The sequence below is a fragment of the Vibrio sinus genome, assembly GCF_023634645.1.
Classification (GTDB): domain Bacteria; phylum Pseudomonadota; class Gammaproteobacteria; order Enterobacterales; family Vibrionaceae; genus Vibrio; species Vibrio sinus.
Genome location: NZ_JAMKMR010000004.1, coordinates 110,011 through 129,165, shown reverse-complemented (window position 1 = coordinate 129,165; position 19,155 = coordinate 110,011). Strand labels below are relative to the sequence as shown.

17 protein-coding genes and 2 tRNA genes are annotated in these 19,155 nt (G+C 41.2%); 2 read left to right on the top strand and 17 right to left on the bottom strand.

Annotated elements, in window-relative coordinates; all coding sequences use genetic code 11:
• Window positions 1-10: 10 nt before the first annotated feature.
• From M9194_RS06100 to M9194_RS06075, 6 genes are all read right to left on the bottom strand, one after another.
• Window positions 11-87: transfer RNA gene (locus M9194_RS06100), tRNA-Arg, on the bottom strand.
• Window positions 88-114: 27 nt separating this feature from the next.
• A tRNA-Ser gene (locus M9194_RS06095) sits at window positions 115-207 on the bottom strand.
• 195 nt (window positions 208-402) lie between these two features.
• Window positions 403-603, bottom strand: a complete 201-nt coding sequence (gene csrA, locus M9194_RS06090) for a carbon storage regulator CsrA (RefSeq protein WP_250611740.1) — start codon at window positions 601-603, stop codon at window positions 403-405.
• A 99-nt stretch (window positions 604-702) separates the two neighbouring features.
• On the bottom strand, window positions 703-1,881 hold the full coding sequence (locus M9194_RS06085) for an aspartate kinase (protein ID WP_250611739.1): 1,179 nt from the start codon (window positions 1,879-1,881) through the stop codon (window positions 703-705).
• A gap of 217 nt (window positions 1,882-2,098) precedes the next feature.
• Window positions 2,099-4,681, bottom strand: coding sequence for an alanine--tRNA ligase (gene alaS / locus M9194_RS06080; RefSeq protein WP_250611738.1), 2,583 nt, complete (start codon window positions 4,679-4,681; stop codon window positions 2,099-2,101).
• A gap of 116 nt (window positions 4,682-4,797) precedes the next feature.
• The gene (locus M9194_RS06075) at window positions 4,798-5,601 is read right to left on the bottom strand and encodes a DUF535 family protein (RefSeq protein WP_250611867.1); all 804 of its coding nucleotides are present in this window, start codon (window positions 5,599-5,601) and stop codon (window positions 4,798-4,800) included.
• Between the two features lie 524 nt (window positions 5,602-6,125).
• Here M9194_RS06075 and M9194_RS06070 point away from each other — a divergent pair.
• Entirely contained in the window at window positions 6,126-6,653 is a 528-nt protein-coding gene (locus tag M9194_RS06070) for an outer membrane beta-barrel protein (RefSeq protein ID WP_250611737.1), read from the top strand.
• 233 nt (window positions 6,654-6,886) lie between these two features.
• On the opposite strand, the gene M9194_RS06065 is transcribed toward M9194_RS06070, so the two are convergent.
• The 11 genes from M9194_RS06065 to pncC form a co-directional block, all read right to left on the bottom strand.
• Window positions 6,887-7,543 carry a DedA family protein gene (locus M9194_RS06065; protein ID WP_431769395.1) on the bottom strand — a complete coding sequence of 219 codons (657 nt, stop codon included), beginning with the start codon at window positions 7,541-7,543 and terminating at the stop codon, window positions 6,887-6,889.
• Window positions 7,544-7,704: 161 nt separating this feature from the next.
• Complete coding sequence (locus tag M9194_RS06060) at window positions 7,705-7,980, bottom strand: hypothetical protein (RefSeq protein ID WP_250611735.1); 276 nt, start codon at window positions 7,978-7,980, stop codon at window positions 7,705-7,707.
• 438 nt (window positions 7,981-8,418) lie between these two features.
• A complete protein-coding gene (locus M9194_RS06055; protein WP_250611734.1) occupies window positions 8,419-9,234 on the bottom strand; it encodes a phospholipase A in 816 nt (271 codons plus the stop codon).
• Between the two features lie 44 nt (window positions 9,235-9,278).
• Entirely contained in the window at window positions 9,279-10,466 is a 1,188-nt protein-coding gene (locus tag M9194_RS06050) for a hypothetical protein (RefSeq protein ID WP_250611733.1), read from the bottom strand.
• A gap of 241 nt (window positions 10,467-10,707) precedes the next feature.
• Complete coding sequence (locus M9194_RS06045) at window positions 10,708-11,046, bottom strand: hypothetical protein (RefSeq protein ID WP_250611732.1); 339 nt, start codon at window positions 11,044-11,046, stop codon at window positions 10,708-10,710.
• Entirely contained in the window at window positions 11,039-11,554 is a 516-nt protein-coding gene (locus tag M9194_RS06040; RefSeq protein ID WP_250611731.1) for a hypothetical protein, read from the bottom strand. Before M9194_RS06040 ends, M9194_RS06045 begins: the two co-directional genes overlap by 8 nt.
• A 206-nt stretch (window positions 11,555-11,760) precedes the next feature.
• Window positions 11,761-13,080 (bottom strand): ATP-binding protein, encoded by a 1,320-nt coding sequence (locus M9194_RS06035; protein ID WP_250611730.1) that lies wholly within the window; start codon window positions 13,078-13,080, stop codon window positions 11,761-11,763.
• Between the two features lie 24 nt (window positions 13,081-13,104).
• On the bottom strand, window positions 13,105-13,824 hold the full coding sequence (locus M9194_RS06030) for a response regulator (RefSeq protein WP_250611729.1): 720 nt from the start codon (window positions 13,822-13,824) through the stop codon (window positions 13,105-13,107).
• Between the two features lie 341 nt (window positions 13,825-14,165).
• Window positions 14,166-14,633, bottom strand: a complete 468-nt coding sequence (gene recX / locus M9194_RS06025; RefSeq protein ID WP_250611728.1) for a recombination regulator RecX — start codon at window positions 14,631-14,633, stop codon at window positions 14,166-14,168.
• Between the two features lie 64 nt (window positions 14,634-14,697).
• A complete protein-coding gene (gene recA, locus M9194_RS06020) occupies window positions 14,698-15,741 on the bottom strand; it encodes a recombinase RecA (RefSeq protein ID WP_250611727.1) in 1,044 nt (347 codons plus the stop codon).
• 243 nt (window positions 15,742-15,984) lie between these two features.
• Entirely contained in the window at window positions 15,985-16,482 is a 498-nt protein-coding gene (gene pncC / locus M9194_RS06015; protein WP_250611726.1) for a nicotinamide-nucleotide amidase, read from the bottom strand.
• Between the two features lie 83 nt (window positions 16,483-16,565).
• Between pncC and mutS the strand changes: the two genes are divergently transcribed.
• Window positions 16,566-19,127: a DNA mismatch repair protein MutS gene (gene mutS, locus M9194_RS06010; protein WP_250611725.1), complete on the top strand. Its 2,562-nt coding sequence runs from the start codon at window positions 16,566-16,568 to the stop codon at window positions 19,125-19,127.
• Window positions 19,128-19,155: the final 28 nt, after the last annotated feature.

Genomic DNA, 19,155 nt, shown 5'->3' with positions numbered 1-19,155 from the left:
TTTTAGATAATGGCGCGCTCGGAAGGATTCGAACCTTCGACCGCCTGGTTCGTAGCCAGGTACTCTATCCAGCTGAGCTACGAGCGCACTGTATATCAAAACGTCTGCAAGACATGGCGGTGAGGGAGGGATTCGAACCCTCGATACGGCTACAAACCGTATACTCCCTTAGCAGGGGAGCGCCTTCAGCCTCTCGGCCACCTCACCGTCTTGCGGAGGCACATATTACGATTTACCGAAAATAAGTCAAATACTTTCTTGGCAAAAAACAATAAAAATTCTGTTAATTGTTGGGTATTTAATCAATGCGGTGAGAATTCACACTTTGTGTTGAAAAATGAAGCTTGGGAGAAATTTTGACGGGTAAAAAAAAAGCTAGCGATTTCGCTAGCCTCTTTGGATTTAGTAATTGCCACCTGAAGCAACATTACCATTTCCTTTTTCGGCTTGTATACGCATGTAGATTTCTTCACGGTGTACAGACACTTCTTTTGGGGCATTCACGCCAATACGAACTTGGTTACCTTTAACGCCAAGTACAGTTACTGTTACTTCATCACCGATCATTAGTGTTTCGCCTACGCGGCGAGTCAAAATTAGCATTCTTTGCTCCTTGAGTGATCTCTGTCTTTACTTGCTACGACGTTATTATCTACCAAAAATGACATTTTCGTAAACACTCTTTTCGGTGCAGTTACTGTATTATGCACGTTTTTGGTGAATTTCTAGGAATTGGTTCGTCGCAATGTATGAATCATGAAGCAAGTTAGCTGCTTTGTCGATAGATTCTGCTGACAAAAATAACATTAATGAACGATCATTAACATCAAAATGCGCGATTTTAATCATATGTCGCGCCAACAGTTCATTTGACATACTGATTAACTCCTTGGCCTGGTGACCAACAAGCGTCAGTGCAGTACTTGATTCAATATGAATAATCTTGTCTTTAAATAATAAGTTAAGTTTAGCGTATTGTGCTTCACTAATGATAACACTGCCAAACTGATCACCAGGAATTGTACTCCAAACCTGAATACCTAACATCTGACATTGCTGAACCACACTGGAAATATAAGTTTGCTCAAATCGAACCGAAATCAGGGCACGCTGAATCGCTAATCCACACACAGGTCTTGGACAAACTTCTCCTTTGACTAAACTTCCAGGGCCGTTGTCAAAAGTAGACAACACTCTTAAAGGCACATTATTGTTCCACGCATATTGAACCGAAGGTAGGTGCAGCACTTTTGCCCCTTTTCGAGCCATCTCTTCCATAGTAGGAAAGTCAATACTCGCTAACTTCTGCGCAGAGGCAACGACCCTAGGATCACAGGTGTAAATACCATCAACATCGGTAAATATCTGACACTCATCGGCACTCAATGCTCCCGCCAAGGTCACTGCTGTCGTATCCGAGCCGCCTCTTCCCAGTGTAGTGATGTCTCCGTTTTCGTTTACCCCTTGAAACCCAGCCACAATGACAATCAAGTCTTGGGCTAATAAATCGTCAATCACAGACGTGTCTATATGAGTAATCGTTGCGTCATTGTGCTGATTATTCGTCACAATATTCGCCTGTCCACCCGTTAATGAGCGCGCGGGATAGCCTAGTTTCCCTAGCGTCATGGCAAGCAATGCCATCGACACTTGCTCTCCGGCAGATAACAAAACATCAAGTTCTCGTGCTGGAGGAACATTGTCGATTTGATGAGCCAATCCCATCAATCGATTAGTTTCACCCGACATTGCAGAAACAACAACAACAACTTGATTACCATCATTCTTTGCTTTAATGATGTGCTTGGCAACCGCTTCAATTCTGTCGATTGAGCCAACAGAGGTACCGCCAAACTTTTGCACGATAAGGGGCTTTTTCACCAGTCTTCACCTTCCCGAGATCAATGTCTCATTAGTACTGCTTTGATTTTTCGCTAATACACTCAAAGCAGTAGTTAAAATAACAAAACCAAGTCGCTGAAATGTTAGGTAAAACACCAAACAATGACAGAACTTGGCTTTGAAAGAAATAAACCCTATGTCGCTTGGACATAGGGCTAACAGCCAATCACTAAATCAACTGACTCTTACAGAGCGATTAAAGGCGCTCTTCAATCCAACTGTCTACACTTGCAAGCGCAGCAGGTAACGCCGCAGCATCACTACCACCAGCTTGAGCCATATCAGGTCGGCCGCCACCTTTGCCACCCACCTGCTGAGCTACCATATTAACAAGCTCCCCGGCTTTCACTTTGCTGGTTAAATCTTTGGTGACACCAGCAATTAAACCAACTTTTTCACCGGAAACATTACCCAACATAATGATGCCGCTACCGAGCTGATTTTTAAGCTCATCAACCATGCCTCGAAGCGCTTTATTGTCTGCGCCATCAAGCTGGGCAACAAGCACTTTTACACCTGAGATTTCTTTTGTTTGGCTGGTTAAATTCGCGCTGGCTTGTGATGCTAACTTATCTTTAAGTTGAGCAATTTCTTTTTCTAATGCTTTGGCTTTTTGCGCCGCTTCTGACAACTTCTCTTCGTATCCAGCCTGTTGTGCATCTAACTCATCCAAAGCCGCTTCACCAGTTACCGCTTCGATACGACGAATACCTGCAGCAATACCACCTTCAGATGTTATTTTGAATAGGCCGATATCACCTGTGTTCGATGCGTGAATACCGCCACACAGCTCAGTTGAAAAATCACCCATAGACAATACTCGAACTTCGTCGTCGTATTTTTCACCAAACAGAGCCATTGCGCCTTTTGCTTTCGCCGCATCGATATCCATGATATTGGTTTCAATGGCGTGGTTGAGGCGAATCTGAGCGTTAACCAAACGTTCAACTTCTTTGATCTCAGCAGGTGTCATGGCTTCTAAGTGAGAGAAGTCAAACCTTAGGTTTTCTGCTTTAACCAAAGACCCTTTTTGCATTACGTGGTCGCCAAGGACTTTACGCAATGCCGCGTGAAGTAGGTGTGTTGCGGAGTGGTTCAATGAGATCGACTGGCGGCGCTTCTCATTGACTTTCGCATCAACCTCATCACCTTTAGCCAGCACGCCTTCAGTCATAACTCCATGATGAGCAATGGCGTTGCCCAGCTTTTGTGTGTCTTCCACAGTAAAGACACCAGCATCAGTGGTAATCACACCAGCATCGCCACATTGGCCACCAGACTCGGCATAAAATGGCGTTGAATCGAGCACCAAAATCGCTTTGTCACCTGCTGATAGTGCTTCAACGCTCTCGCCTTCAACAAAGATATCCGTGACTTTACTGCTTGATTGACTGCGCTCATAGCCACTGAAATCAGAGGTTGTGTCTACTTTAATTGCAGCATTGTAATCGGTACCAAACTGGCCCGCGTCACGTGCACGTTGACGCTGAGCTTCCATCGCACTTTCAAACCCTTGCTCATCAATAGTGAAGTCACGTTCACGAGCAACATCATTGGTTAGATCAGCTGGGAAACCGTAAGTATCGTAGAGTTTAAAGACTGTCTCACCGTCTAAGACTTTGCCATCGAGGTTGTCTAGAGCATCGCTTAGGATTGCCATACCACGCTCAAGAGTTCGGCCAAAATTCTCTTCTTCGATACGCAACACTTTTTCAACCACGGCTTGCTGCTTTTTCAGCTCTAAACCAGCACTTCCCATCACTTCAGCTAAAACGCCGACAAGTTTATGGAAGAAAGCACCTTGAGCACCGAGCTTGTTGCCGTGACGCACTGCACGACGGATGATACGCCTTAACACATAACCGCGACCTTCATTAGATGGCATCACGCCGTCAACAATTAAGAAGGCACAAGAGCGGATATGATCGGCGATAACACGCAATGATTGATTAGAGAGATCGTCAAAGCCAACTACATCAGCCGCCGCTTTTATCAACGTTTGGAAAACATCGATTTCATAGTTTGAGTGCACGCCTTGCATAATGGCTGAAATACGCTCGATGCCCATGCCTGTATCAACAGAAGGCTTCGGTAGTGGTTCCATTGTTCCATCGGCATGACGGTTAAACTGCATGAACACGTTGTTCCAAATTTCGATAAAGCGATCACCGTCTTCTTCTGGCGTACCCGGTTTTCCGCCCCAAATATGATCGCCATGATCATAGAAGATCTCAGTACATGGTCCGCAAGGCCCAGTATCACCCATTTGCCAGAAGTTATCTGACTCATAAGGCTTGCCACCTTTCTTGTCACCAATTCGAATGATGCTCTCGGCAGGTACTCCGACCTTTTTATTCCAAATCTCAAACGCTTCATCATCGGTCTCGTAGATGGTGACCAAAAGACGTTCTTTAGGCAATTTCAGTATTTCAGTTAAGAATTCCCATGCAAATGCAATCGCATCCTCTTTGAAGTAATCACCAAAGCTAAAGTTACCTAGCATTTCGAAGAAGGTATGGTGACGGGCAGTAAAGCCAACATTTTCTAAATCGTTATGTTTACCACCTGCACGTACGCAGCGCTGAGCTGTCGTCGCTCGTGTATAGGCACGCTTTTCCAATCCTAAAAAGCAGTCTTTAAATTGGTTCATCCCAGCATTGGTAAATAGCAATGTGGGATCATTAGCCGGAACTAATGATGAACTGTCTACAATTTGGTGCCCTTTACTTTCAAAGAACTTAAGGAACGCGTTACGAACCTCATCGGTGCTCATGTACATGCAGCTCTTCCTGAAATTAGTCTAATCAATCTGAAATTTGCCGTATTGTAGATCATGGTTAAGGCTTCGACTAGTTTTCTTAGACAAAACCCGTAAAGTTAATCAAACGGTAGGAATTAAAGGGGGATATGATGCAACTGCAATGCATCGAGAAACTCATAACGCTTGTTATACATTTTCCTCTTTGATCTAGACAGCGCCGCCAGATCTTTTCTTGGCTGAACTAATGGAATTTGATAAAAGTGCATGTCGAATACTGTGCCACCATGTTCACTCCAGAAAGTGTCAAAATCAAACTGTATACTCGCGTATCTTATTGATGCGTAGGTGTGTTGTTTGTTTTTCACTCCCAAAATAGCGTCAATACTATTGTTCGCTAACCACAAACGAAGCACTTCCAGTATGAGTGATTTTGGACGTAACCCAAACAGGCTCTTGGTCAATTTTTTGGAAAATCCATGATCGCGTTCTGGTCCTTGAACCCCACCGACATAAGCCACATTGTTAAATATGGTAAATGACAAGACATAAAAGTTCTCATCAAAGTTGGTCAGCCTCAGTGTCAACTCACCCTCTTTCCAATACCTTGGTTCATAGGATAAAACAAAATGGAGCTCTTCTTCGCCTAGCTTGACGTTTGCAATAGAGACTCCTTGTTTATACACGTCCATCAAATTATTGGTGTTCATCCAGTTATGATGACTTACTATCATTTCCATGGCAGATTTTCGCTTTAAACCTAAAGCCAAATATGGCCGCATGGATTTGGTCAGAAATTCAGGATGTTTATCCATAATTAGCTTGGATACTTGAGAATTCATAAATGTATGCAAGTGCTTGAGGGAACGATAGTAATATATTGATCTTATTGCGAACTTAATTTGTTTAAACGCATTGTTTGGGTAGGAGGCTTGTGACATACGACAAATATTCATAATTTAATATTTTCTCTAACTGCTTTTTCTGTAATTAAATCCCTCAATCTATAAATCATTCATCCTTAATATACTCAAACACTTGAATATCGTGCGTGAAAACGCCACCATATAAGCGTTGAAACAGGTATATAATATAAAGTAGCACATCAATAAACATCAATTCTGTCATGAATTGTCAGGGAAACACAGACAATTCATGACAGAACTTCTTCTATTCTCTCCCCAACACATACTCTTACGTACAAAAAGCAGACACAGTCATTATATTGTCATCGGCATTGATTTTGTACAGTGTTCGAAACTCGATTTAAAAAGGAAATGTACCCAATAAATATACTTAACGAAGGTAACTAAGAATGAAAAAACAATCTCAAGAATAAAATTAAGAGAAGTTTTATTCCTATTATTCAAGCGAGTTCCATTATGAAACTCACCAACTAACTCCATTACCGAAGCCTTCCATATTTATATAAAACAAGGCTAATATTTAAAACGTAGGTTTATCAATGAAGAAAATTATTACAACCGCTGCAATTCTTGCAGGTGTCGCTCTATCTAGTTCTGTATTTGCTGAAGGATATTATGCCGGTGGCAGCTTGGGCTACACCAAGCACTCCGGTCCGATACTGGATGACAACAAACAAAACAACTTCAGTGCTCGTACATTTGGAGGCTATACCTATGACATTAACGAAAAGTTCTCACTAGCTCCAGAGCTGGGATTGGGATATTACGGTAAATCGGGAACAACAAAAGTATGGGCTATGGATATGAGTGGGGTCGGCACTTACCATATAACTTCAGACTTTGATGTTTTTGGTAAAGCAGGCCTAGCCTATGAAAAACTCACTGGTTATGACAAACCTGAATCCCTCAACAAAAACAACCAATTCACACCACTTTTAGGTGTTGGTGTGGGCTACAATATTACATCAAATTTACAAGCTCAAGTGAGCTACGATCACTATTTCAAACGTGGTAAAGATAACTTTGCGCTAAGCACAGTGCAGGTCGGTATGAAATACAGCTTCTAGATAGAAAGTCATCGATTAGGCAGGTTTTCAATATGAACTCCTGCCGATTAATTCATAGTACATTCCACAACCTATTACTGAAAAATGAAAGTCATTTTGTTTTGTATATTATTCTTTAGCTTGTTTGGGTGCGCCATTAGTAAAGCCCCTAACTCTCCAATATGCCTTCCTACACCCTCGGGGATCTTTTGTGGTAATTGATTCGCAAGGCAAGGGTAAACAAAGCCGTTCGTTTAACTATCACCCCGTATGCGCTTCTTCAATCGCCAAATAACCACGCCTACCACTGTAATTATCAGAGTAAAGATAGGTATAACCATCAGTAATTGACTAAGTACTTTAGATATTGGATGTGGCAGCAGTGAAATGCTATAACCAGAGAGCACCAAAAGCAAAACCCAGAAAAAAGCACTAATAGGAGAGACAAGAATAAACCGGCCTGCAGATGTTACGCTACGCCCCCCAACTATCATTGGAAGCAACGCTCGGATAACAGGTATAAAACGAGCAATAAATGTAGCAAATACGCCATATTTCAGCATTAACTCATCAACAGTTTTCCAGTGCTCTTTATCCACAGAATTTAGCCACCGAGATACGATCTTCACTTCCTTCAGTCGTGATCCTTGATAAAAAGCAATAATGCTACCTAACCATCCAGCAAGCACTAAGATTGAGATCAATAGATAGACATTAAGTATTCCCACAGCTGCCAAACTGCCGCTTAAAACGATTACGCTATCACAAGGTAGTGGAGCCGCGGGTAGCAGCGCACTTTCAAAAAAGATTAGCCCTCCAATACATAAGTATAAAAGGGATAGATTCACTGCCTTTAGAGCAATGACATCCTGATTCCATAAAGCAGATACAACTGATAATACTTCATCCAAAATAATAGTCCTATATTTATCGACAATTCCGGGAACATTTCTTTTTCTCAACTAAATACGCCTCCGGGTAACCGGAGGCGATCCTTATCAGGAAAAAATCCTTCTTAAGAGTAAACCTGAAATACTTGACTACAGAGTATCAAGCCTTAACTCCTATAGTGTTAGCTGGTGACTAATTTCTTGTCATTCTTCTTGTTCTTATGCTTATTCTCCTTTGATTTTACAACCTTGTGTTTTGACGTGCCGTTATCTTTTTTCTTTACTCTATTCTCTTTTCTCTCTTTCTTTTCACTAACTATTTTTTTACTTTTATTAACTTGTTGGTTCTTAGTTTGTGCCTGTGAAGCCGATGATTGATATCCTGTTTGAGCAAACGCTGTCGAAGATATTCCAGTTAATAACGTAGCGCTTAATAATACCAATGTGATTTTTTTCATAGTTAATACCAATTAGTTAAATTTAAAGTGTGAGTTGATAATGAACAACATTATCAACGCCGAGGAATATAGCATAAGGTTTATTTAATCAATGTTGTTTTATTGTTCTTGTTTTGTCTGAAAAAAGTCAAATGACAAAAGCAATAAAATAGATTACAAAACAATACAAATTTATAGTTCTGAACATCACGAGGTTAATTAGATTTTATATATTTAATATAATCCAATTTAAAATATCCATTATCTTTTTTGTTACAGGAAATCACTGTTTGGTTCTACAAGTTGACAATAGTATTAATTTTATTATTAACAAAAAACATGAGCTCGGAATATGAAAAAACATTACTTTCTCATAATCAGAGCTCATGCGCGATAAGACAACTGGTATTTTCGTTAAGCGAAAATATATTCATTCGCTCAACTAACTGTCCTCAGAGACTACAAACCCAAAGAAATTCCTACGCCATAGGATGTATCTCTATGATTGTAATTGGAGATGGATGAGCCATATCCGGATTCGAGCTTTATATAGTAGCGAAAATCTTTGTACATGGGGTAACTGGCAGATATCGCATAGTACTCATGTCTAAATATATTTCGGGTTAAAAGTTTCATATTCAATCCCTCTGAGCCTTTAGGGCGATAATTGAAGCCAAACTCTCCATAACCCAGATATTTCACTATGTCTGGGTTATAGTCTTTTTTATCTGGAATACGAACCCAAGGCTTTATAAACAAATCTATCGAATGAAACTTATAATTTGCCTTTGCGTATGCTCTATTCCAACTTACTTCGTTTTCTCCACCCTCTCCATTGGACTGATGTTCCAAGCCGAAAGAAAACTTCAAGCTATTGTCTTGATGTATTTCATAAAATATCTCTGGGTTATAATCATTATCACGAAAGTAAGCAGAGTCACCATAGGTATCCCAGTTCGATTTCTGAGTATAAGCCACATATAGTGCTGCATTGCTTTGTTCAATGAGTGGATACTTGATACTAAACTGAAACTGAGTGAAGGTTGGCTTCGCATCTCCCCCATTGGGATTTGTACTGGCATATCTATTTTGGTTAGTATTCTCTTCATGATAAAGAGGGAGAATATAGTTATCCTTGTACAAACTTATATCTGATATAGCTGTCTCTGCCATCGATGAGAAAGCAACAAATAAAGTTGCTGAAAAAGTCAATTGATGTTTATTCATTTTAAAATCTACTAAATTATCAAATAGAAGTGATAGTTCTAGTTTCACTTCTACTTAAAGTCTTTAACATTTATTCACAAGATAAGCCAAGCTTATATAGCTTTGTCTCTCTTAACACCTATAGTGTTATCAGCTTCAGTTTTATCTCTATACAAATGAGACCAACTTTCATCTTGATGGGTACCCATTAGGTGAAATAAAATTCCAGAGCGCTTGAAAGCATAAATAAATAAAATAGATAACGAGCTTAGTAAGAATACAATCATGAAGTTGTTTACAAGATGAACACCCATTTTAGCGGTCACCAGGGTCATTATCGGCCCCCAAAAGAAAATGAAAATAGACTTATGGAATATAAATACGGTTAGAGAATACATACCTATCCAGTTGATGGGTTTCCAACTAATTTCAATCTTTTTTAAGTGCAACAATAGCAATACTGATATGACGAGGAATTCAGCTCCCCAGATACCTAAATGTCCGACAGTACTTTCTGCCAACGAATGTTCCTGTTCATACACATCGAACTTAGACACGTGCCCTAAATCACCTAACGTAAAGAAAATGAACAACGCCAGCGCAGACCACATCATCACGCCTTTGCATAAAATGTCTCTTAGTTGAGGCATGTGGTGCCATACCAAGCCAATAACAAAACCTAGACAACCGCTGGTTAAGAACAAATCCACTCTCGCATCCAATTCGAAGTTGGGGTGCACATGTTGACGGACAGTAGCTTCAACAGCTGATAACGCTTCTGGAACACCAATTTGGGAAACAAAAAAACTCATTACCGTCATCGCTAGCATGCCTTTAATACCACAATAGCTATATATGACTGACGAAAGGGCAAGAATTACCATCCATAGCATGACAGGATAAAAAGAAAGTGCTTCTCCAAAATTAGGAGCGATCACGAAACCTTCGATATAAAGCACGGCAATTATTGACGTATAAAGAAACAGATGCTTTTTAAGTTTCTCTTTGACCTGCAGCTGGGTCTTAGATGCCAAATTAAACATGGCCAATGCCAAATAAATCTGGCTAACCCAAGGCACCAACCATAAGCACATATTGGCTGTGATACCATCCATTGGAAGAAGTCTATTCACCATTGGCATATGAGAAGCATAGAGCGTCGCCCAACTGTCATGTTCTCGAATAAAAAAGTCTTTATACCAATAATTTAAATAGCCAGTGTAGTGCTCAAACACGGCCATAAAAATAACGATCCCTCTTAGAAAATCTAAGTTGCGGATTCTCTCTTTGTTTACTGTCATTTCTCTTACTCTCTAATATTTCAACGAGCAAATAATGAGTTATGATATAGAGTTCTCGCTAAATCTAGTTAGTGCTCCCCCTTTTACATAAACCCTCCGTATGCAAATTTCGTCATATTGATATGACCATCCGTTTAACAGCTGAATATTAGCGAAATAAAATTAGAAAGTTTGTCTGGTTATTGTAACAAGGTGTCATTCTCACAGTGACGTTATTGACAATATTAAAGTCAATTCTTAACTACAGCTCTTCCATTTTCTCTATATTATTAAACGAGCAAGACTCCATAGAAAGCGAGGAAGTGACAATCACTTTAGAAAACCCGATGGTCAAATTATGCCTAACCATGCCACTTTTATAGGTTATTAGCTCTGCACTTTCTATACGCCGAGCTTTAACATCTCTTTTTCCTTTATTGGATACACATACCATTGTACAACCACCCATTCCACAAGAGAGTTTTGTCTTGGATTCTACATTGCCGTTACTATCGGCAGCTGCAATTGAGACCATAGATGATAATAGAAGCCCCACAATTGATTTAGCCAGTAGCTTCATTAAACCGATAGAATTATACATTTTCTACACTCACATCTTTTATATGTTTTACAATGCGGATATACATAAAAGAAACCAAAGACAAGGGTAATATATTAAAAATATAAGATGTGATTACTTCAGGGTTTATGAGTGTATTTTCAAGAAAGGCACCTAATATCAAGATGGCAAGGAGAAAGATTACTAGCAACACTAAAAATCGAATACCGACAACAAAGCTGATACTAACAAATCGCCCTAAAAAATCATTTCCATCATTTAAGCTATTGACCCTATAGGAGTAATACGTACCGAGACATATTATCAAAGACAATAATGTACCGTTTATCATACTCCCGAACCAATTACTACTCTCATTATCCTGATCGGAGAAATCACTAATAAAATATGAATTAATGAACAGATCTACAAGATCAACCAATTCTCTGAGTAATATAATCCCAATGAAAAAATATAAAAACCGACCTTTTTCAGATAAGCCACCTGATATTATATCTCTTTTTAAGCTATGAATATCCCAAAAATACATTTTTCTACTACCTTAAAACATATGACTTCAATACTGGTCACAGTATCTTATATTCAAGGTAAAACTGATGTATCCACTTTGTATGACTTTGTCTGAATTTAGAGGAGTTCGATATATTTAAGGGCTTAGTTACTGTTTTACAATAGAGAATGGCTCTTACAATAAATTAGCTCGTTATCGTTAATAAAAAATCACAGTGATAAAAATCATAATGTGTCACTGTTTAAAGTAGAGTTCAGGTTGTTGCGCGGAAAAGAAAGTGTAAACTGGGCACCACCTAGCGGACTTTGTCCAACTTTAGCACTGCCATGGTGTCTTTTGGTGATTAGTTCAACGATGGCAAGGCCTAAGCCGAAACCACTCGTTTCCTTATTCCTTGAACTATCTGCACTATAAAAAGGTTGAAATATAGAAGCCCAATGTTGTGGTGGAATTCCATCACCATCATCTTCTACCTTTATAATAAGTTGGCTTTCACGCTCTTCTGTCGTGAGCACGACCTGACTATTCGCATACTTGCTGGCATTCGTCAGCAAATTGGTTATGGCTCGTTTTAACAAGGCTCGATCAGCATAAAACTCTGAAGTCACACTATTATTTAATTGAATATTAAGCTGCCGACTATTAGGGAGGTTGTGTACTATATCCTGGAAGAAACTGCTTGAATCTAAATATTCTAAGTCTAATTTGGTTTCTGTCCTTTCCATCTTGGCATAGTAAAGTAATTCATCCACCATCTGCTCCATTTCTTCAGTATCTTCTATGATACTTGCAATTTTTTTGTGTTGCTCTTCAGACAGCGCTTGAGCTTGGAGCATTTCAGCTTGCCATTGGATTCGAAAGATGGGTGTACGCAAATCGTGTGCGATGGCATTAGTTAAAAAACGATTTCCAGCGATTAGGTCAGATATTTTATCCGCCATATAATTGAAGTTGTGGCTAAGAGCACCCAATTTTTTGCCACTTTTAGTAGACGCGCGAACTTTAAAGTCTCCTTGTGCAAATTTCATTGTTACATCTTCAAGAAATCTCACCCGACGCCTTAAAATTAAAACAAAGAAAAACGTATGAACAAGAAAGCCTATTATCACAAATGGATAGCCCATATTGTCATCGAAATCGATTGCTCTTCTAAGATAAGTATCGGGATCGGGTTTAACCTGAAAAATAACATCGGGCTCAACGAGTTTAAACCAACAATCTCTATCATCATCAAAATACACTTCTGATTGAGATTTTTTACGAGAAAAAAACTCAACAACATCTTTAGGAGCCTGATTTGACTTATAAATGGTTAGTTCCTGAGCCGTTTTACGTGCATAGGTTTCCAAATTACTGACCGCAACCTTCTTTCCTTGAGCTTGGTAAACGTTAAACAATATTTGCCTTAACGCTTCCGCTTCTTTTTCCTCAAGCACGTAGTCATAATCGGTATTTAATTCAAATATGATATACACATAGGCAACCATGCTAAGCGTAAACCACAGCAATGCGCCAGCAAACGACTCTATGTATACTCGACGCATAAACTCACTTCCATAGTTGTATATTTACCAAGTATCAGGGACAAAGAGATACCCTTTGCCTCTTACCGTGATAATTCGTGTCGGCGTTACAGACGTATCACCTAGCTTTTTACGTAAACTGACGATCTTATTATCGACGGTGCGATCTAATCCATCGTATTCGATACCACGCAAAGTTTGAGTCAATTTATCTCGAGACAACACAACATCAGGTGAGGATGCCAAAGCCCATAACAAGTCAAACTCACTATCAGACATTTGCACTACTTTCCCCTGTAGCTCGCATACTTTACGAGTGTAGTTTAAGTGTAACTGTCCATATTCTAATGTTTCTAAGTTGCTATTGATTGTACTAGATTTAAGTATTTGCTCTTCTCTTCTGAGCAACATTCTGATTCGCGCTAAAAGAACTCTAGGTTTAATTGGCTTAGAAACAAAATCATCTGCTCCCACTTCCAAGGCCGCAACATGATCGAAATCATCATCACTTGCTGTCAACATGAGCACTTTTCCTGAGTACTGAGAGCGAATCTGTCTGCAAACAGATAGCCCATCTGTATTAGGTAACATTAGATCAAGAAGAACAGCATCTGGCTGGCTCTGCAAAATACCTTCTACCGCAGTTTCCCCGTCTTCAAAAGTCGTGACTTCAAATTCTTGAGATGTAAAATATTCGGCGAGCATTTGACGAAGTTTCGCGTCGTCTTCAACGATAAATAATGACTGACTGTGATTGGCTAGCATATGGGCTAAGTTATTGCTATTAATAATGTCTCATTATAACTTATCATTTATTTTTTTGCCTCTGCCGAGTGAGCGCCAAATCATCGTTGCTAGGTTTAACAGTAGTAGATTCACAATACCAACACTCGTAAATCACAGACATTAATACGTTTTCTTTCCAGTTAATTATTGAAAAACAAATAATTTTTCAATTATCCTTTACATATTAGATTCACAACGTGAAGATTTTCCAAGGCAATTATATAAATGTAACACTTTGAAAAGGATGTGATTATTTCAATTTTGATTTGTATTGTATCAAGCCTGAAAAGGGAAAAACTATAGGCACCTGTATCTATGGTTCAGATTTCTTTGATAGCACTCAAGGCATATTCAATTTGTTCATAACTGTATCCTCGATACTGTAGAAACCTGACTTGCTTGGCATATTCTCGGGCCTCCTTCGCCTTATGACCTTTGTATTTTTTCAGCGCTACTTGCCTTGCAAGTTCGAACCAATCTGTGGCTTCATCTGTTAAAGCTTGATCAATGGCACTTTCTTCTACCCTTTTTTGCATCAATTCTTGGCGGATTCTTCGCTCACCGTGACCTTTATATATGGCTTGCCTTACCTGACTTCTAGCGAAACGTAAGTCATCCAAATATTGGTGTTCGATACAAAACTGAAGGGCTTTCTCAACTTCCAACTCATCGTATCCCTTCATTTGAAGCTTTTGACAGAGTTCATATCGGCCATGATCTCGACGGCTGAGTAGTTGAATTGCAGATTCAATGGAAGAAAGTGAAGGCGTTTTAGGGGGATATGCCATGATTACCTCGCATACAATAAGGCCCTGCATTGCAGGGCCTTAATTAGTCATATTTCAAACGGCGTTATAGCTCTTCCTGTGGTGTAGCTGGCTCACCTTTCTCATCCTGCTCGACTTGGACTGGAGTCAACAATAATTCGCGCAGTTTACTATCAATCGTGCTGGCCGCTTCTGGGTTTTCTCTTAGGTACTTGCATGCGTTTGCTTTACCTTGGCCAATCTTATCACCGTTGTAGCTATACCATGCACCCGCTTTTTCAACCAGTTTGTTCTTAACACCTAAATCAATCAGCTCCCCTTCACGGTTAAAACCTTGGCCATAAAGGATCTGGGTGTCTGCTTGTTTAAATGGCGCCGCAATCTTGTTCTTCACCACTTTAATGCGCGTTTCATTACCCACAACTTCATCGCCTTCTTTGATTGAGCCTGTGCGGCGAATATCAAGGCGAACTGACGCATAGAATTTCAATGCGTTACCACCTGTGGTGGTTTCCGGGTTACCAAACATCACACCAATCTTCATACGGATTTGGTTGATGAAGATACACATACAGTTAGATTGCTTAAGATTACCAGTAAGCTTACGCATGGCTTGGCTCAGCATACGCGCCTGAAGACCCATATGGCTATCACCCATCTCACCTTCAATTTCTGCTTTCGGTGTTAATGCTGCAACAGAATCCACAACCATAACGTCAATCGCGCCAGAGCGTGCTAGTGCGTCGCATATTTCCAAAGCTTGCTCACCCGTATCTGGCTGAGAAACCAATAAAGCATCAATATCAACACCAAGCTTTGCGGCGTAAATTGGGTCAAGCGCATGCTCAGCATCAATGAAAGCACAGGTTTTGCCTTCTCTTTGCGCCGCTGCAATCAGCTCCAACGTTAATGTGGTTTTGCCTGAAGACTCAGGGCCATAGATTTCTACAATACGCCCCATTGGAAGGCCACCAGCACCCAGTGCAATGTCCAAAGAAAGCGAGCCAGTAGAAATCGTTTCAACGTCCATGGTGCGGTTGTCACCAAGACGCATAATTGAGCCTTTACCAAACTGCTTTTCGATCTGGCCTAACGCTGCAGCCAACGCTTTCTGTTTATTATCGTCCATTACTTTCTCCGATCACTTTACTCATTGGGGGAGTATAATTTTGTTGCGGAATTGCCCTACAGGACATTAAGGCCCATTCGCTGTTTAAGCTTAACACGCCTTTACCTCAATTGGTGTTAATTATACTGTAAATACATACAGTGTCCACTGTACAAAGCAAACTTTTTTGCACTCGGTCTAAAGATACAATTTAACCCATTGTGTCGTCAGCATTTATTTTATCGGCGAATTTCACACCTGTTCTCACCCGATCGGGTCATGCAAGTAGTGCTCGTTAAGCACCTGTAAGGCATATCGAACAGATTGTTCACGAACACTCGCCCTATCACCAGTAAAATATTGCGTCTCGACATGCAGCCACCCCGACTTATCGGCCCATGCAAAGCACACAGTGCCAACAGGTTTGGTTTCGGTGGCCCCTCCAGGTCCTGCGATACCACTCACCGATATGGCCGTAGTGGCTTGAGAATGTTCCAACGTTCCCAAAGCCATCTCTGTGACTACAGCCTCACTGACCGCTCCATATGCCTGTAAAGTTTGTGGCTTCACTCCTACCATTTGCGTTTTCGCATCGTTACTGTAGGTCACAAATGCACGGTCAAACCAGGCTGAACTGCCTGCGATATCAGTGATCGCACTTGCAATACCCCCCCCGGTACAAGATTCTGCGGTTGCTAAAACTAATTTGTTTTTGAGTAAAATTTGCCCCGACTGATGACTTAGTTGAAGAAGGGAATTCATAGACAAATACCTTTTGTGTCTTTTCGCGTGCATGGGTTTCACGTATCCTAAGCCGCAAAGGAAATAAACGAAAGAATTTACCTGTGAAAGCCGATCAAAAACACACTCCCATGATGCAACAATATCTGAAACTGAAAGCAGAAAACCCAGATATCTTGCTATTCTATCGTATGGGTGACTTCTATGAGCTGTTCTACGAAGACGCAAAACGTGCCTCACAACTGCTAGATATCTCACTCACTAAAAGAGGCGCTTCCGCAGGTGAACCTATTCCAATGGCTGGCGTCCCTTTTCACGCTGTTGAAGGTTATCTGGCGAAACTCGTTCAGTTAGGTGAATCGGTCGCTATTTGTGAACAAATCGGCGATCCTGCCACAAGTAAAGGGCCTGTCGAGCGAAAGGTCGTGCGCATCGTAACACCGGGAACAGTTACCGACGAAGCCTTACTCGAAGAGCGTATCGATAACCTCATCGCTGCTATTTACTATGCCAATGATCGTTTTGGTTACGCCACCCTCGATGTGACCTCCGGCCGCTTTCAGTTGAGTGAACCTGAAACAGAAGAAGCCATGGCCGCTGAACTACAAAGAACATCACCAACTGAGCTACTGTTTCCTGAAGATTTTGAGCCCGTACATTTGATGGCCAGCCGACAGGGCAATCGCCGAAGACCTGTATGGGAGTTTGAACTCGATACGGCAAAACAACAACTGAACCAACAATTTGGCACTCGAGATCTGGTTGGTTTCGGTGTCGAACACGCGAGCTTAGGATTAGCAGCTGCTGGATGCTTGATTCAGTATGTCAAAGACACGCAACGTACGGCTCTGCCTCATATTCGCTCTCTTACTTATGATAAACACGACAGCTCAGTAATACTGGATGCAGCAACACGTCGGAACCTAGAGATCACCCAAAACCTCTCCGGTGGCACCGATAACACTCTTGCTGAAGTGCTTGATCATACTGCGACGGCAATGGGCAGCCGTATGCTAAAGCGCTGGCTGCACCAACCCATGCGTAGCATAGATACATTAAACCAACGTCTAAACGCTATCACTGAGCTCAAAGAGGATGGCTATTTTTCTGATCTGCATCCAGTGCTTAAGCAAATTGGCGATATAGAACGTATCATTGCTCGTTTAGCCCTACGCTCTGCTCGACCAAGAGACATGGCTCGACTAAGGCAGGCATTACAACAACTTCCAGAGCTGGCTACTGCGTGCAATCACTTTAGCAATGATTATCTGTCACAACTGGCCAAGTTTTGCTCCCCCATCGATAATATTTGCCAACTTTTAGGACGAGCCATCAAGGAAAACCCTCCGGTTGTTATCCGCGATGGTGGCGTCATTGCCAATGGCTACAATCCAGATTTAGATGAATGGCGAAGCTTAGCAGAAGGCGCAACAGAGTATTTAGAGCGCCTAGAAGAAGATGAAAAAGATCGACATGGTATCGATACACTTAAAGTGGGTTACAACAATGTGCATGGTTTTTTCATTCAAGTCAGTCGTGGGCAAAGTCATCTTGTGCCGCCACATTATGTTCGCCGTCAAACATTGAAAAATGCAGAGCGTTACATCATTCCTGAGCTCAAAGAACACGAAGATAAAGTGCTGAACTCTAAATCTAAGGCCTTGGCCATAGAGAAGCAGCTATGGGAGGAGCTCTTTGATCTGTTAATGCCACACTTAGAGAAACTGCAAAACCTAGCTTCAGCTCTTTCTCAACTAGATGTCTTGCAAACGTTAGCAGAACGAGCAGACACATTAGACTATAGCCGCCCCGTATTGACATCCAAGCCCGGCATCCAAATATTGGCAGGTCGTCATCCTGTCGTAGAACAAGTAATGGATGAGCCATTTATCGCCAACCCAATCGACCTCAACGAAAGTAGAAAAATGCTCATTGTCACAGGGCCGAACATGGGAGGTAAGTCCACTTACATGCGCCAAACGGCTCTGATTGCACTGCTTGCTCATATTGGTAGCTTTGTTCCTGCGGAGTCTGCGCAAATTGGCGTCATTGATCGCATTTTTACTCGCATTGGCGCCTCTGACGATCTTGCTTCAGGACGTTCGACCTTTATGGTTGAAATGACAGAAACCGCAAATATTTTGCACAATGCTACCGAGAAAAGCCTTGTTTTAATGGACGAAATTGGGCGGGGAACCAGTACTTATGATGGACTCTCACTCGCTTGGGCAAGCGCCGAATGGCTGGCGAGTAAAATAGGTGCGCTGACACTCTTTGCCACACACTATTTTGAACTCACAGAGCTGCCAAACCAAATCCCAACCTTAGCTAATGTTCATTTAGACGCGGTTGAGCATGGCGATAGCATTGTGTTTATGCACGCTGTCCAAGAAGGCGCGGCCAGCAAATCTTATGGGCTGGCTGTTGCTGGGCTCGCAGGTGTGCCGAAAAGTGTCATAAAAAATGCGCGCAGCAAGCTATCTCAGTTAGAAAGCATTGGCCAGCACATACCATCCAAAACGGCTAGCGCTCCAGATATCGCTAACCAGTTAAGTTTGATCCCTGAGCCTAGTGAGATCGAAGAAACCTTGGCCAGAATAGATCCCAATGATCTTACCCCACGTCAAGCCTTAGAAGAGTTATATCGATTAAAGGCTATGCTATAAAACTTTCTTTTCTTATGCGCGAAAGGGC